14 protein-coding genes are annotated in these 14,534 nt (G+C 71.5%); 5 read left to right on the top strand and 9 right to left on the bottom strand.

Going from position 1 to position 14,534, the window contains the following annotated elements; translation table 11 throughout:
• Positions 1-125: 125 nt before the first annotated feature.
• Together ACFWZH_RS11230 and dacB are read right to left on the bottom strand one after the other, a co-directional pair.
• Positions 126-1,268 carry a zinc-dependent metalloprotease gene (locus ACFWZH_RS11230; RefSeq protein ID WP_384428049.1) on the bottom strand — a complete coding sequence of 381 codons (1,143 nt, stop codon included), beginning with the start codon at positions 1,266-1,268 and terminating at the stop codon, positions 126-128.
• Between the two features lie 486 nt (positions 1,269-1,754).
• Positions 1,755-3,332 carry a D-alanyl-D-alanine carboxypeptidase/D-alanyl-D-alanine-endopeptidase gene (gene dacB, locus ACFWZH_RS11225; protein ID WP_384428047.1) on the bottom strand — a complete coding sequence of 526 codons (1,578 nt, stop codon included), beginning with the start codon at positions 3,330-3,332 and terminating at the stop codon, positions 1,755-1,757.
• An 86-nt stretch (positions 3,333-3,418) separates the two neighbouring features.
• Between dacB and ACFWZH_RS11220 the strand changes: the two genes are divergently transcribed.
• Positions 3,419-3,913 (top strand): inorganic diphosphatase, encoded by a 495-nt coding sequence (locus ACFWZH_RS11220; RefSeq protein WP_017949744.1) that lies wholly within the window; start codon positions 3,419-3,421, stop codon positions 3,911-3,913.
• 71 nt (positions 3,914-3,984) lie between these two features.
• Here ACFWZH_RS11220 and ACFWZH_RS11215 read toward each other — a convergent pair whose 3' ends face one another.
• Both ACFWZH_RS11215 and ACFWZH_RS11210 read right to left on the bottom strand, forming a co-directional pair.
• Complete coding sequence (locus tag ACFWZH_RS11215) at positions 3,985-5,694, bottom strand: threonine/serine exporter ThrE family protein (RefSeq protein ID WP_384428045.1); 1,710 nt, start codon at positions 5,692-5,694, stop codon at positions 3,985-3,987.
• 172 nt (positions 5,695-5,866) lie between these two features.
• Complete coding sequence (locus ACFWZH_RS11210) at positions 5,867-6,574, bottom strand: DedA family protein (RefSeq protein WP_384428043.1); 708 nt, start codon at positions 6,572-6,574, stop codon at positions 5,867-5,869.
• A gap of 198 nt (positions 6,575-6,772) precedes the next feature.
• On the opposite strand from ACFWZH_RS11210, the gene ACFWZH_RS11205 reads away from it, so the two are divergent.
• The gene (locus ACFWZH_RS11205) at positions 6,773-7,141 is read left to right on the top strand and encodes a YbjQ family protein (RefSeq protein WP_384428041.1); all 369 of its coding nucleotides are present in this window, start codon (positions 6,773-6,775) and stop codon (positions 7,139-7,141) included.
• A gap of 54 nt (positions 7,142-7,195) precedes the next feature.
• Here the strand turns inward: ACFWZH_RS11205 and ACFWZH_RS11200 are convergent, their stop codons facing one another.
• Positions 7,196-7,954 (bottom strand): MerR family transcriptional regulator, encoded by a 759-nt coding sequence (locus ACFWZH_RS11200; protein WP_384428039.1) that lies wholly within the window; start codon positions 7,952-7,954, stop codon positions 7,196-7,198.
• Positions 7,955-8,069: 115 nt separating this feature from the next.
• Between ACFWZH_RS11200 and leuE the strand changes: the two genes are divergently transcribed.
• The 3 genes from leuE (at position 8,070) to ACFWZH_RS11185 (ending at position 10,953) form a co-directional block, all read left to right on the top strand.
• Positions 8,070-8,735, top strand: coding sequence for a leucine efflux protein LeuE (gene leuE / locus ACFWZH_RS11195; protein ID WP_384428192.1), 666 nt, complete (start codon positions 8,070-8,072; stop codon positions 8,733-8,735).
• 164 nt (positions 8,736-8,899) lie between these two features.
• Positions 8,900-9,523, top strand: coding sequence for an NAD(P)H:quinone oxidoreductase (wrbA, locus tag ACFWZH_RS11190; RefSeq protein WP_384428037.1), 624 nt, complete (start codon positions 8,900-8,902; stop codon positions 9,521-9,523).
• A 14-nt stretch (positions 9,524-9,537) separates the two neighbouring features.
• Positions 9,538-10,953, top strand: a complete 1,416-nt coding sequence (locus tag ACFWZH_RS11185; RefSeq protein ID WP_384428035.1) for a glutamate decarboxylase — start codon at positions 9,538-9,540, stop codon at positions 10,951-10,953.
• Positions 10,954-10,955: 2 nt separating this feature from the next.
• Here ACFWZH_RS11185 and ACFWZH_RS11180 read toward each other — a convergent pair whose 3' ends face one another.
• From ACFWZH_RS11180 to ACFWZH_RS11165, 4 genes are all read right to left on the bottom strand, one after another.
• Positions 10,956-11,519 (bottom strand): hypothetical protein, encoded by a 564-nt coding sequence (locus ACFWZH_RS11180; RefSeq protein WP_384428033.1) that lies wholly within the window; start codon positions 11,517-11,519, stop codon positions 10,956-10,958.
• 130 nt (positions 11,520-11,649) lie between these two features.
• Positions 11,650-12,294 carry a PadR family transcriptional regulator gene (locus ACFWZH_RS11175; RefSeq protein ID WP_384428031.1) on the bottom strand — a complete coding sequence of 215 codons (645 nt, stop codon included), beginning with the start codon at positions 12,292-12,294 and terminating at the stop codon, positions 11,650-11,652.
• Between the two features lie 65 nt (positions 12,295-12,359).
• Positions 12,360-12,908 carry a DinB family protein gene (locus ACFWZH_RS11170; RefSeq protein WP_384428029.1) on the bottom strand — a complete coding sequence of 183 codons (549 nt, stop codon included), beginning with the start codon at positions 12,906-12,908 and terminating at the stop codon, positions 12,360-12,362.
• A gap of 123 nt (positions 12,909-13,031) precedes the next feature.
• Positions 13,032-14,489 (bottom strand): aldehyde dehydrogenase family protein, encoded by a 1,458-nt coding sequence (locus ACFWZH_RS11165; RefSeq protein ID WP_384428027.1) that lies wholly within the window; start codon positions 14,487-14,489, stop codon positions 13,032-13,034.
• Between the last annotated feature and the right edge of the window lie 45 nt (positions 14,490-14,534).

Here is a 14,534-nt window from a genome sequence, read left to right as displayed (position 1 = left end):
TAGATGGTGACAGAGGCGAGCGGTTCCCCGAGCATTGCACGCCTATCCATCGCCAACGGTCCCTCAGACGGGTGATTGAAGGGGCGCTCTTCTGCCACGCGGCGTGCCCAGCTCACAACGTTCCTCTACGGTGCCCCGTCCGCCTTGCGGTGCACCCGCGCGATCCAGTCCGCCGGTTTGGCGATCTCTTGTTTGGTGGGGAGCGTGTTCGGCGATGTCCAGACCCGGTTGAATCCGTCCATGCCGACCTCCTCCGCGACCGCACGCACGAAGCGCTCGCCGTCGCGGTATTGCCGCAGCTTGGCGTCCAGACCGAGCAGTTTACGCAGCGCCAGGTCTAGCCGGCCGGCACCGCTGGCCCGCCGCTTTTGGAACTTCTCCCGGATCTCGGCGACCGACGGCACGACATCGGGCCCCACGCCATCCATCACATAATCCGCGTGCCCCTCCAGAAGGGACATCACCGCCGTCAACCGCCCGAGGATCTCGCGCTGCGCGGGTGTCTGCACGAGATCGACGAGCGAGTGGCCCTCGTCGCCCTGCTCACCCTCGGGCTTGGCGCCGGCCAGCGACTGGGCGGCCTCGCGCAGCCGCTCCAGGAGGGTGCCCGGATCGATGTCGGTCTCACCGAGGAACGACTGGATCTCGCCCTCGATGTGGTCGCGCAACCACGGGACGGCGGTGAACTGGGTGCGGTGGGTCTCCTCGTGGAGGCACACCCACAGCCGGAAGTCGTGCGGTTCGACCTCCAGCTCACGCTCCACATGGACGATGTTCGGCGCCACGAGCAGCAGCCTGCCGCCCTGGGCCGCGGCCGGCAGGCTCCGGGAGGCCGGCGCGAACGTCTCGTACTGGCCGAGGACCCGCGACGCCAGGAACGACAGCAGCATGCCCAGCTCCACGCCGGTCACCTTGCCGCCGACCGCACCGAGCACCGCGCCCCCGGGGAGCGTCGAGCGACGGTCCTCCATCTTGGCCAGCAGCGGCTTGAGCACGGCCCGGAACCCCGCGACGTTGGCCCTGATCCAGCCGGGCCGGTCCACGACCAGAACCGGTGTGTCATGGGGCGTCTCGCCCGTCGCGTCGGGCTGTGCCATCCGCGTGAAGGCGCGCACATGCGCCTCGGAGGCCTTGGCGTGCTTGCGCAGCTCGGCGACGATCGCCCGCGCCTCGTCCCGGCTCACCTCCGGGCCCGGCCGCACGAAACGGGTCGCGGTCGCCACCGCGAGATTCCAGTCGACCATCTCGGCTCCACCGATGCTCGTCATGAGTTCACCGTACGGGGCTGCGGGGACGGCTGGTACCCATCCGCTGCGCTGGGCGGCTTCCCACGTTTTCGGCTTTCCCGCCGTGGGGTTTGTCGCCGTGGCGCCTGGCGGCCCTTTCGCTGCGCTTTGCTGCGGCCGACCCGTCTGGCTTCTCGCCGTTGCGCCTGCGGCGGGCTGGTGCCGCTGCGCGGGGCGTTTTCGGCAGCGGGTGCGCCCCTCCGGACTCCGTCCTGCGGTCTGTCCCCTCCCGTGGGAGGGGGAGAGGAGACCGGTAGGGGTGAACGTCAGCCTTCGTGTGCCGGCAGTCGACGGACAGGGCCCGCCCCCGCCGACCGCTCTTCCACCCACTCACGGGAGGGGACAGACCGTAGGACGGAGTCCGTAGGGCTGTCACCGCAGCCGACAAACAACCGCCCGCCGCCAGGCGCAACGGCGAAAACCCACCACGGCGGGAAAGCCGACAACGTGGGAAGCCAGGCCCAAGCGTCAGCGGCATCCGCAATTGGCCACCGCCGATGCCAAGTTGTCCAGGGCCCGCTGCGCGCCCTGCGCGTCCGTCGTGCCGGTGGTCATGAAGGCGAAGACCAGGAGGCGGCCGTCGGCGTCGACGACGGTGCCGGCGAGGGTGTTCACTCCGGTGAGGGTGCCCGTCTTGGCGCGTACGGCGCCGGCGCCGGCGCTCTGGCCCGCGTAGCGGTTGCTGAGGGTGCCGGTGAACGCGGCCACCGGCAGGCCGGTGACCACCGGGCGCAGGGCGGAGTGGTCGGGGGCGGAGGCCGCCAGCAGGAGGCGGGAGAGCAGACCGGCGCTGACCCTGTCGGCGCGGTCCAGGCCGCTGCCGTCGGCGAAGACGGCGCCGGAGAGGGGGAGGCGGAGGCGGGCCAGTGCGGTGCGTACGGCCTTGCCGGCGCCGGCGAAGCTGGCCGGCTGGCGGGAGCCGATGGCGGCCTGGCGGGCCAGGGCCTCGGCGATGTCGTTGTCGGAGTAGGTGAGCATCCGCTCCACGAGGGCGGAGAGCGGCAGGGAGTGGACGGCGGCGAGGCGGTCGGGGCGTGCGGGGGCCTTGGCGGCGGAGGGCTCGCCGTCGACGGAGATGCCGCGCTGGTGGAGGAGGTCGGCGAAGGTGCGGGCGGCGGCCTCGGCCGGGTCCGCCTCCCGTGGTGCGGGGCCGTGCTCGCTGTCGTCCAGGCGGGCCTCGTCGGCCATCAGCGCGGTGACCGGGGCGAGGTTCTCGTTGGGGCCGATGGGGTGCTCGACGGGGCCTGAGTAGGCGGAGGTGTCGTAGCCGAGGCTGATCTTGGTCAGATGGCGGCGCTGGAGGGCACGGGCGGTGGCGTCGGCGAGGGTCCGCAGGTTCGCGGGCTGATCGGCGGCGTTCTGCCGGGGGGCGCGGGCGGTGAGGGTGGGGTCGCCGCCGCCCACCAGCACGATGCGGTTCCTGCCGCCCATGACGACGGTGGTGTCGATGCGGTGATCGGGGCCGCGGGTGGCCAGGGCGGCGACCGCTGTGGCGATCTTGACGGTGGACGCCGGGGTGGCGGCCTTGGTCTGGCCGGCGCCGTAGACCTCGCGGCCGGCGGCCACGTCGAGGACGGAGGCGGTGCGCAGCGTGCCCAGTGCCGGGTCCTCCAGCAGCGGGTCGAGGGCGTCGCCCAGCCCCTCGCTCGTGGGGACGGGGGCGGCGCCGCGGCCGCCCGCGGCGCCGTGCGTGGGGGCGCCGAGTGCGGGCAGCACCGGCGGTGCGCTGGGCCGGGCACCGGGGTCCGCGGCGTGATGCTCGCCACTGGCACCGTCCATCACGGCCGCCTCCGCGCGCTCGGCCGTACGCTGACCGGAGTCCCACGGGCCGGCCGCCGCCACCGCGGCGATCGCGACCGCCAGCCCGGTGGCTGCGGAGACCGCCGTCAGCTGCCAGGTTTGCTGGGTGTGGCGCGGTATGGCCTGCCAGGCCTGCCGCGCGGCGTCGGCCGCCGCCTGTGCGCGCTGTCCCGCCGCGCGGGTCGCCGCCCGCGCGGAGCGCTGCACCGACTGCCATCTGACCTGCCACGTTCTGGTCTCCGGCACCTCGGACCAGCCCCTTTCGCCACCACACACCTGCGTGGGGGACACTTAATCACCAGACGTATGTGTTGATCATGGAGGAGCCACCCGTGGAGTTCGACGTCACCATCGAGATCCCGAAGGGTTCGCGGAACAAGTACGAGGTGGACCACGAGACCGGTCGGATCCGCCTGGACCGTCGACTCTTCACCTCGACCAGCTACCCGGCCGACTACGGCTTTGTCGAGAACACCCTGGGCGAGGACGGCGACCCGCTGGACGCCCTCGTCATCCTGGACGAGCCGACCTTCCCCGGCTGCCTCATCAAGTGCCGCGCCATCGGCATGTTCCGTATGACGGACGAGGCCGGCGGCGACGACAAGCTGCTGTGCGTCCCGGCGTCCGACCCGCGGGTGGAGCACCTGCGCGACATCCACCACGTGTCGGAGTTCGACCGCCTGGAGATCCAGCACTTCTTCGAGGTCTACAAGGACCTGGAGCCCGGCAAGTCCGTCGAGGGCGCCAACTGGGTCGGCCGCGCCGAGGCCGAGGCCGAGATCGAGGCCTCCTTCAAGCGCCTCGAGGCGCAGGGCGGCGCGCACTGACGCGCTGATTTTCCTACGCGAACGGGCGGCACCCAGTCGGGTTGCCGCCCGTCGTGCGTGAGAGGCGCGTTCTAGAACCCGCGGGTGCGCTTGGCCGCGCGGCGGCCGCCGGCCTCCTCCTGGATGGAGGGTGCGCGCAGGAACAGCCGGGCGACCTCGGCGCCGAGGTTGACCCCCACGGCGATGGCCAGCGCCAGCGAGGCGGCCTGGACCAGGGACGTCAGGCCCTGCGGCAGGTGCCCCTGGGCGAAGTTGAGCAGGCCGAAGTACGTGGCGCTACCGGGCAGCAGCGGGCCGATGGCGGCGGTGACGTACGGCAGCGCGGACGCATAGCGGTAGCGGGAGAGCAACTGGCCGAAGAGGCCGACCAGTCCGGCCGCGATGGCGGTGGCGGGCACCGGATTGATGCCGGCGACGTAGACCAGGGCGCCGTAGACCACCCAGGCGACGCCGCCGTTGAGGGTCGCGAAGGCGACAGTGGAACGTTCCTGCTGAAGCAGCACGCAGAACGCCAGCGCCAGCAGCATCGACGCGATGATCTGCACCAGCGGCTCGTTGTAGATGCCCAGTGCCTGCTCGGGGTCGATCCGCTTGAGTCCCGGGTTCAGCTGCAGGCCGATGTAGAGCACGCTGAGCACGCCGACGACGATGCCGACGATGAGGTAGCCGACCTCCAGCAGGCGGGCGGCGGCGGTGATGTAATAGCCGGTCAGCCCGTCGTGGACGCCGGCGACCAGCGCCCGCCCCGGGATCAGGGCGAACAGCCCACCGGTGATGACCGCGGACGCCTGCACGTTGGCGTGGGCCAGGCCGAAGGCGACGCCCACGGCGGCCGGCGGCATCGCCGCGACCACGAACTGGTAGAACTCCGGCAGCCCGCGCCCGGACGCGAGCCAGGCCAGCCGGTCGCCGAGCATCGAGCCCACCGCGGCCGCGAGGAACACCAGCGCCGTACCGCCGACCAGCATGGACGCGGCGCCGGACAGCAGGCCGGAGGCCACCGTCAGCGCCCAGCTCGGATAGGGGTGGCGGTTACGGCGGATCTCGGCGAGGCCGCGGTAGGCCTCTTCGAGGGTGATGCCCTCGGAGGTGATGTCGTCGACGAGCCGGAAGACCGCGGACAGCCGGGTGTAGTCGACGCCGCGGCGGCGCACCGTCCGGCTGGCCGTGACCGGGTCGTCGACCAGTGAGGGCTGGTACGAGATCGACAGCAGGGTGAAGGTGACGGTCGGCTCGACCCGCTCCAGCCCGTAGGCGTGCGCGACACCGAACATGGCGGCCTCGACGTCCTCCGCGCCCTCGCCGCCGGCCAGCAGGATCTCGCCGATACGCAGCGTCAGGTCGAGTACGCGGGGGACGGCCGGGCCGGTCTCCTCGTCGCCGCGCTCCAGGCGTTCGGGGACCGGGCGCTCGTGGATCGGCATGCGCAGCATGGTCCGCATCCGGTCCTGCCAAGGGGCTTCCTTGGTGAGGCTGACCGCGGGTATCCCGTGCGGCGGGGTGAACGCCAGACCGAGGGCGGTGGCGCCGACGGGGGCGGGCAGCGGGGTCTGCCCGGTGGTGCTGCCGGGCGGCGCGAAAGCGGATCCCTCCGGCTCGGTCGGCGCCTCCGGACGCAGACCGGTGGGGAGGGCGAACTCGGAGGTGGGGTGCTCCTCCTCGGGTGGAGGGGGCAAGGGGACGCCGAGCGGCGGGGTGAAGGCGGAGTGCGCCTCGTCCGACAGGGGCTTGCGGTCCTCGGGTCCGCCTGTCTGCTCCGATACGTGTGGGTCCGACGCCACAGGTCTTCGCTCCTTGTTGGCCTCCTGGGGGGGTGGTCAAGGACACGATGCCTGATGCCGGGTCGGCGCGCTTGCCCGGGGCGTACATAGCCGGTCACCGCGCGGTGCGGGGCCGCCCGCGCCCTTGCCACAGGCGGGTGGCCAAGGGCGGGACGGGCCCGCCCGTGGCGGGTCAGCGCTTGGCGTGCCGGCCGCGGCGGGGCTCCGCCGGGGCGCCGTGCGGCCGCACCGGGCCGGACTCCGCCGCCGGCTGCTCCGTCTTCGCCTTGCCGCGGGCGCGCAGGAACTCGATGACGATCGGGACCACGGAGATCAGCACGATCGCGACCAGCATCATCTCGATGTTCTTGTGGACGAACTCGATGTTCCCGAGCAGCGCGCCGAGCAGGGTGACGCCGGCGCCCCACAGCGTGCCGCCGATGATGTTGAAGGTGATGAAGGAGCGGTAGTTCATCCGGCTCACACCGGCGACGATCGGCGTGAAGGTCCGCACGATCGGCACGAAGCGGGCCAGGATCAGCGACTTGGGGCCGTACTTCTCGAAGAAGTCATGCGCCTTCTCGACGTTCTCCTGCTTGAACAGGCGGGAGTCGGGGCGCTTGAAGAGCGCGGGCCCGACCTTCCGGCCGAAGAGGTAGCCGGCCTGGTCGCCCAGGACCGCGGCCAGCACGACCAGCGAGCACACCAGCCACAGCGGCTTGTCCAGCTTGTTCGTGGTCACCAGCAGACCGGTGGTGAACAGCAGCGAGTCACCCGGCAGGAAGAAGCCGATCAGCAGGCCGGACTCCGCGAAGACGATGACCAGGACGCCGATCAGGCCGAATGTCGCGATCAGATAGTCCGGGTCCAGCCACTGGGGGCCGAGCGCGAGAGTATTCACGGGGTGAAGGCTCCTGGGTCGAGGGCGCCGGATCGTGCGAGCGACGGGGTTGCAGGCGCGTGTGCGGCCCAAAACTATCAACGCCGCGCGGCCCCCCGTGGTTCCAGGCGTCCCTCGCCGGCCTCCACCCGACCGCTCCCCGACCGCTGGCCGAGCCCCCGGGGCCGGGTGATGCTGGCCACAAGGAGGTGCGCACCCATGGGTATCGACGAGTACGGCGGTGGGCAGCACGAGCAGTCGGACGTCCTGGTCGTGACGACCAACGACGTGCCGGGGTTTCATGTGGATCGGGTGATCGGCGAGGTCTTCGGCCTGACCGTGCGCTCCCGCCACCTCGGCAGCCAGATCGGCGCGGGTCTGAAGTCGCTGGTCGGCGGCGAGCTGCGGGGGCTGACCAAGACCCTCGTCGAGACCCGCAACCAGGCGATGCAGCGGCTGGTGGAGCAGGCCCGCTCGCGCGGCGCGAACGCGGTGCTGATGTTCCGCTTCGATGTCACGGAGGCGGCCGACGTGGGCACCGAGGTGTGCGCCTACGGGACGGCCGTGGTGATCGCGCCGAAGAGCTGAGCCCGGTCGGCGGCACACCCGTACGGGCCGGAGGCGTGCTCCGGCCCGTACGGATCACTGGTGGCGGGCGGTGTTGGCGACGATCGCGTCGCGCAGGTAGACCGCGAGACCGGGCCTGATCGCCTCGAATGTGGCGGTGAAGCGCTCATCGGCGACGTACATCTCGCCGAGACAGGCGTGGAACTCGTGGCTGCACGTGTAGGACGCGCCGTCCATGAACCGGCGGTGCTCCTCCGCCACGTCCATCGCGGCCTCGGAGCCGGCCGGCACCCCCTGACCGAGCAGGTCCGCCATCTTGCGGTGGATGGCGTCGAACTGAGCCCTCAGCCGCTTCCAGTCGTCCTTGGTGTACGTGGCCGCCCGGCGCTGCGACTCCTTGTAGGCGTCGGTGTGCCCCCAGCGCTCCTCGGCCTCCGCCGCGTACTGGTCGGGGTCGAAGTCCCCGAAGGCCTCGAACTTCTCCTCCGGGGTGAGGTTGATTCCCATCCTGCGTGCCTCCATCGCGTGTTCGACGGCCGCGGCCATCTCCTGGAGTCTGCCGATCCGCGCGGTCAGCAGCTCGTGCTGACGCCGCAGGTGCTCCTGCGGGTCGGTGGCCGGGTCGTCCAGGAGGGCCGCGACCTCTTCGAGCGGAAAGCCGAGCTCCCGGTAGAACAGGATCTGCTGCAGCCGGTCCAGGTCGTCGTCGCCGTAGCGGCGGTGACCTGCGTGGTTGCGTGCGCCGGGCAGCAGCAGTCCGATCTCGTCGTAGTGGTGCAAGGTGCGCACGGTCACCCCGGCGAAGGCCGCGACCTGCCCTACCGAATAGCTCACTTCCGCTCCCTTCTCGGTACGCGCTCCACGATGGGTCCTCACGCCGCGTGAGGTGCAAGTCCGCATGCTGAAAAATCCGGTGGCGGCGGTCTCGGGGGGTGAGATCCTGCCGCACATGCTGGGGATAACGGATCTGTCCACCTATTTGGTGGGGCTGGCGCTGATCATTCTGCTGCCGGGCCCCAATTCGCTGTACGTGGTGTCGGTGGCGGCCCGGCGCGGGCCCCGGGTGGCCTACCGGGCGGCGGCCGGTGTGCTGTGCGGTGACACGGTGCTGATGACGCTGTCGGCGGGCGGGGTGGCCTCGCTGCTGCAGACCAGCCCGGTGCTGTTCGCCGTCGTCAAGTTCGCCGGCGCGGGCTATCTGACCTGGCTCGCGGTCGGGATGCTGCGCGGCGCCTGGACGCTGTGGCGCGGCCGGGAGGCGCGCCGGGCCGAGCGGAAGGAGGGGGCGCCCAAGGCGGCGAAGGAAGCCGTCGAGCGGCCGTTCCGCCGGGCGCTCGTGGTCAGCCTGCTCAACCCGAAGGCGATCTTGTTCTTCATCTCCTTCTTCGTGCAGTTCGTGGACCCGTCCTACGCGCACCCGGTGCTGTCGTTCCTGACGCTGGGCGCCTGGGCGCAGCTGTTCAGCCTCACCTATCTGTCGATCCTGATCTTCAGCGGGACGTTCCTGGCGGCGACCTTCCGGCGGCGCAGGCGGCTGACGGCCGGGCTGTCCGCGGGCGCCGGCGCGGCGTTCCTCGGCTTCGCGGCGAAGCTGTCGCTGGCGAGCGCGAGCTGAGCGGAGCTCTTCGGAGCGGATCGATCCGGGCGCGGGCGGGCGGCCGCCCTGGGGGGGAAGGCACCCCCTGGGGCGGCCGCCCGCCCGTTCGCGCTTCCACTGGGCGAACCCTGGAGGCCACGCACCCCATACGCCCGTATTGTCGGGTTCCAGGAGGTGCGTCCATGCCCGTCCACGACGTCCACGTCGCCGTCATCTACTACTCGTCGACCGGCACCATCGCCGAGCTGGCGCGGCTGATCGCGGACGCGGCCGAGCACGCCGGAGCCGACGTACGGCTGCGCCGGACGGCGGAGCTCGCCCCCCAGACGGCCGTCGACGCCAACCCTGCCTGGGCGGCGAACGCCGCGGCCACCGCGGACATCCTGGAGGCCACCCACGAGGACATGCTCTGGGCGGACGCGGTGGTCCTGGGGACCCCGACCCGCTTCGGCAATGTGTCCTCCCAGCTCAAGCAGTACCTCGACACCCTGGGCGGCCTCTGGCAGCAGGGCAGGCTGGCCGACAAGGTCTACAGCGGCTTCACCGCGAGCGCCACCCGGCACGGCGGCCAGGAGTCCACCCTGCTCGCGCTCTACCAGACGGTGCACCACTTCGGCGGCATCCTCGTCGCCCCGGGCTACACCGACCCGGCGAAGTTCACCGACGGCAATCCCTACGGCACCTCCCACGTCGGCGGCCCGGACACCCCGCTCGACGACGACGCGCGCACCGCCGCCCGCATCCAGGCAGAGCGCGTGGTGAAGTTCACCAAAGCCATCAAACACGGCCTTGCACCGACGAGTTGACGGATGGGCGACAGATGACTCTGCACAAGGGCGCTTCGGAATCCGACCGCCGGCACAGCGCGAACCCGGTCAACCCCTTCTACGGCGAGGCCGACCCGGTCGCCGGCATGGAGACCTCGCCGCCCCGGCACACGCTCCCCGACGGCCCCGTCGCCCCGCACACCGCCTATCAGTTCGTGCACGACGAACTGATGCTGGACGGCAACTCCCGGCTGAACCTGGCGACGTTCGTCACGACCTGGATGGAGCCGCAGGCCGGCATCCTGATGGCGGACTGCCGGGACAAGAACATGATCGACAAGGACGAGTACCCGCGCACCGCCGAACTGGAGCGACGGTGCGTGGCGATGCTCGCCGACCTGTGGCACGCGCCCGCCCCCTCCGCCGCCGTCGGCTGCTCCACCACCGGGTCGAGCGAGGCCTGCATGCTCGCCGGCATGGCCCTCAAGCGGCGCTGGATGCAGCGCAACGCGGACCGGTATCCGGGCAGTGCCCGGCCCAACCTCGTCATGGGCGCCAACGTCCAGGTCTGCTGGGAGAAGTTCTGCAACTTCTGGGAGGTCGAAGCGCGCCAGGTCCCCATGGAGGGCGACCGCTTCCACCTCGACGCCCCCTCCGCCGCCGAGCTGTGCGACGAGAACACCATCGGCGTGGTCGCGATCCTCGGTTCGACCTTCGACGGGTCCTACGAGCCGGTGGCCGAGATCTGCGCGGCGCTCGACGAGGTGCAGCAGAAGCAGGGCTGGGACATCCCGGTCCATGTGGACGGCGCGTCCGGCGCGATGTTCGCGCCGTTCGTCGACCCGGAGCTGGTCTGGGACTTCCGGCTGCCCCGGGTCGCCTCCATCAACACCTCGGGCCACAAGTACGGCCTGGTCTACCCCGGCGTCGGCTGGGCGCTGTGGCGCGATGCCGGTGCGCTGCCCGAGGAGCTGGTCTTCCGCGTCAACTACCTGGGCGGCGACATGCCGACCTTCGCGCTCAACTTCTCCCGCCCCGGAGCCCAGGTCGCCGCCCAGTACTACACCTTCCTGCGGCTCGGCCGGGACGGCTACCGCGCCGTACAGCAGGCGACCCGGGACGTGGCCTGCTCGACGGCCGAACGCATCGGCTCACTGGGAGACTTCACCCTGCTCACCCGCGGCGACCAGCTGCCGGTCTTCGCCTTCACCACCGCCGCCGACGTCAAGGCCTTCGACGTCTTCGACGTGTCGCGGCGGCTGAAGGAGCGCGGCTGGCTGGTCCCCGCCTACACCTTCCCGCCGCACCGCGAGGACCTGTCCGTCCTGAGGGTGGTCTGCCGCAACGGCTTCTCCCAGGACCTCGCCGACCTGTTCCTGGCGGACCTGGAGGCGCTGCTGCCCGAGCTCCGGGCGCAGCCGCGCCCGCTGGACCGGCCCGAGTCGATGGCGACCGCCTTCCACCACTGACCTCACGCCCCGCGGCCGTCCAGGGCCAGGCCGAACTCCTCGCCGAGCGCGGCCGCCTGGGCGGGGGTGACCAGGACGTACACCTCGCCGTCGGCGTCGGTGCCCGCGCCCGGCAGCACCCGGTGGAAGGTCCGTTCGTCCTCGCCGCCGGGTGCCAGCCGGCCGAGGCACGCGAAGACGGCCGGCCGGCTCAGGGACCGGCCGGTGCCGTGCTCGGCGGGCCGGCCGATCCGCTCGCCGTCGCGGACGAACTCCAGGCGGTCCCGGCCGCCCTCGCCCCTGATCAGCTCGACGTCGCCGACGACGACCAGCCCGCCGGAGCACGCGGCGGCCTCCTCCAGGACGGCCCGGTAGGACTCCTCCAGGTCGTCGACCTCGTCCGCGTACACGGCGACGGCCACACCGAACTCGACGAGCACCTCGGTCAGTTCGCCGTCCTCCAGCGGAGCGTCCGCCCAGTCCCGGACCCTCCCGAGCGCCTCCTCGGCCGCCTCCTTCGCCACGATGCCGAGGGCGACCAGACGGGGCGCCACCTCGATGCGCGTAATCGATCGCTTGTTCGTCATGGCGTCATACTGGCAGCCGGCCCACCGCCAGGGGCCCGGCCCGCCGAACCCGGCACCCGACCGCCGCGTTACGCGCCAAACTTGGCCAGGGGGCACCTCTCCCCCAGGCGCGCTGCCCGCTGGATCGGGGTCACCGGCGCTGGTCCCCGGGGTGGACGTCCTTCGTCGCGTACGGGTTCTCCTGCCCCTCCGCGAGCACCCCCACGAACGGCTCGCCCTCGCCCGCGAAGACATACGCGCCGCCCTCGATGCGCTCGATCAGCCCGCGCGTCCACACCGCGCCGCTGTCCGCGAAGTGCACCCACATGTTCATGATCTCGCCGATATGGCCGAGCTGTCCGGGCCCTTCCTCGGGCGTGTAGTACTCGGTGACCGTGCCGCGCCACTCCTCAAGGCCCCGCACCCGCTGCCTGAGCAGCGCCAGCGCCTCGTCCCGCGGCAGATCGACGACGAAGCCGATGCCCGCGCTGAGCATGTCGGACTTCTGGTCGTGCTCGGACAGCGCCGTACGCAGCAGGGCGAAGTACTCCGCCTCGCCCGCCGGGGTCAGCTCGTACTCGGTACGCGGCGGACCGCCGACGGTGCTGGGCGCGATGTCATGGGCGCGGAGCAGCCCCTGCTTGGCCATCTGCTTGAGCGCGTGGTAGATCGAGCCGGGCTTGGCGTTGGACCACTCGTGGGCGCCCCAGTACTCCAGGTCGTTGCGTACTTGATAGCCGTGCGCCCGCCCGTGCTGCCGCACGGCGCCCAATACCAACAGCCGGATCGCCGACATCGTCTCCTCAATCCCTCGCGGCCCCCTGCCGTCAGCCTAGAGCGCGCCGGGACCGCGCAGAGGCGCTACCCCTCCCGCGCCGCCCGCTCCTCGTCCACCAGCGCGAACGCCGTCCTGCCGTCCAGGGACTCGCGCAGGATGTCGGCGTGGCCGGCGTGCCGGGCGGTCTCCTCGATCAGATGCAGCAGCAGCCAGCGCATCGACTGCCGGGCCTGGGGCGGGAACCACGGCGCCTCGGGCAGCGGGAAGGTGTCGTTCAGGCTCGGTACGGACCGGATGAACTCCTCCGTCCGCCGCGCGACGCCGTCCCAGAACTCCAGCACACCCGCCAGCGTCTCGCCGTCCTCCAGCTGGAAGCTCAGGTGCCAGGTGTCCTGGCTGCGCTCGATGGAGTGCGGCCGCTCCTGCGCGGTCTCGATCCAGCCCTGCTCGGTCTCCGCGACATGCTTGAGCAGCCCGGCCAGCGACAGCTCGCTGGCGCTCGGCCGCTTGCTCGCCTGGGCGTCGGTCAGCCCGAGGACCGCCCGTCGCAGCCCGCCGCGCTGGGCCTCCAGGAAGGACAGCAGCGCACCGGTCTCGTCGCCGTGGGCCTCGGCAGGAACGTGAGTGGGCATGGGATCCGCCTTTCGTGACATCCCGGGCGGCCGGCCGTCTGGCCGTCGCCCTTCCGACCTCACACACGCTACGAGCCCTTGCGGTCAGCCTCTGTCCGCAATGCCCAGCAGATACGAGCCCGCTCAGAACGGGAACTGCGAGCGCCCGTGCTGAATGGAGATCCACTTGGTGGTGGTGAAGGCCTCCACCATGGCGTCGCCGTTCAGCCGCCCCAGCCCGGAGCTCTTCTCGCCGCCGAAGGGGACGATCGGCTCGTCGTGCACCGTGGCGTCGTTCACGTGGAACATGCCGGTGTCGATGCGCTTGGCGAACCGCACGCCCCGCTCGATGTCGCCGGTGTGCACGGCGCCGCTGAGCCCGTAGGGCGTCGCGTTGGTGAGCCGTACGGCCTCCTCGTCCCCGTCGAAGGGGACCAGCACCGCGACCGGGCCGAAGATCTCCTGCGTGAGCAGCGGGGAGTCCGCCGGCAGCCCGCCCAGCACGCTCGGCGCGACGAGCGTGCCGCGGGTCTCGCCCCGCAGCAGCGGCGTGGCGCCCTCGGCGACGGCGCGGTCCACCAGGGCGGTGACGGCCTCGGCCTGGCCCTCGTTGATCAGCGGGCCGATATGGGTCTGCGGGTCGGTGGGGTCGCCCACCTTCAGGGACGCGACCTTGGCGACGAACTTCTCGGTGAACTCCCGCTCCACGGCACGGTCCACGAGCACCCGGTTGGCGGCCATGCAGACCTGGCCCTGGTGCACGAAGCGGCTGAAGACCGCGGCGTCCACCGCGTAGTCGATGTCCGCGTCGTCGAGGACCACCAGCGCGCTATTGCCGCCCAGCTCCAGCACCGTGTGCTTGAAGTGGGCGGCGGCGACGGTGGCGACGTGCCGGCCGACCTTCTCCGAGCCGGTGAAGGAGATGCTCTTGGGCACCGGGTGGTCGATCAGCGCGTCGCCGATCTCGGCGATGTCGGTGACGACGACGTTGAGCACGCCGGCCGGCAGCCCGGCCTCCTCGAAGATCCTGGCGACCAGCCCACCGCCGCAGACCGGGGTGTTCTGATGCGGCTTGAGGACGACGGCGTTGCCCAGCGCGATGGCCGGCGCGACCGACTTGATCGACAACAGGAAGGGAAAGTTGAAGGGGCTGATGACTGCGACGACACCGACCGGCAGCCGGTAGAGGCGGTTCTCCTTGCCGTCGATGGGCGAGGGCAGGATGCGGCCCTCGGCGCGCAGCGCCAGCTGGATCGCCTCGCGCAGGAACTCCCTGGCCAGATGGAGCTCGAAGCCCACCTTCGCGAGCGTCCCGCCGACCTCGGCGGTGATCGCCTCGGCCAGCTCCGCCTCGCGGTCGTCGATGATCCGCAGCACGCGCTCGAAGACCAGCCGGCGGGTGTACGGATTGACCGCGCCCCACTCCCGCTGCGCGCGTTCGGCGGCGCGGTAGGCCTGGTCGATCTCCTCGACCGTGGCGACGGGTATGGAGGTCAGCTTCTCGCCGTTGTAGGGGTTGAAGTCGACGATGTCCCACGAGCCGCTTCCGGAGCGCCACTCACCGCCGATGAACTGATAGGCCAAGTCGTCGAAGTAGGACATGCCATCCCGATCTGGAGAACAGGGCACACGGAGCGCCAAGTTGGG

Origin of the sequence: Streptomyces sp. NPDC059008 (genome assembly GCF_042749045.1) — a bacterium.
Lineage (GTDB): Bacteria > Actinomycetota > Actinomycetes > Streptomycetales > Streptomycetaceae > Streptomyces.
The sequence above is the reverse complement of the archived record's forward strand: the minus strand, read 5'-3'. Positions and strand labels throughout refer to the sequence as shown.

Bases quoted from the DNA above. Each gene is read 5' to 3' on its own strand.
- ACFWZH_RS11230 (WP_384428049.1), bottom strand. From the start codon at position 1,268: ATGACGAGCATCGGTGGAGCCGAGATGGTCGACTGGAATCTCGCGGTG.
- ACFWZH_RS11205 (WP_384428041.1), top strand. From the start codon at position 6,773: ATGGGTATCGACGAGTACGGCGGTGGGCAGCACGAGCAGTCGGACGTC.
- leuE (WP_384428192.1), top strand. From the start codon at position 8,070: ATGCTGGGGATAACGGATCTGTCCACCTATTTGGTGGGGCTGGCGCTG.
- wrbA (WP_384428037.1), top strand. From the start codon at position 8,900: ATGCCCGTCCACGACGTCCACGTCGCCGTCATCTACTACTCGTCGACC.
- ACFWZH_RS11185 (WP_384428035.1), top strand. From the start codon at position 9,538: ATGACTCTGCACAAGGGCGCTTCGGAATCCGACCGCCGGCACAGCGCG.
- ACFWZH_RS11180 (WP_384428033.1), bottom strand. From the start codon at position 11,519: ATGACGAACAAGCGATCGATTACGCGCATCGAGGTGGCGCCCCGTCTG.
- ACFWZH_RS11175 (WP_384428031.1), bottom strand. From the start codon at position 12,294: ATGTCGGCGATCCGGCTGTTGGTATTGGGCGCCGTGCGGCAGCACGGG.
- ACFWZH_RS11170 (WP_384428029.1), bottom strand. From the start codon at position 12,908: ATGCCCACTCACGTTCCTGCCGAGGCCCACGGCGACGAGACCGGTGCG.
- ACFWZH_RS11165 (WP_384428027.1), bottom strand. From the start codon at position 14,489: ATGTCCTACTTCGACGACTTGGCCTATCAGTTCATCGGCGGTGAGTGG.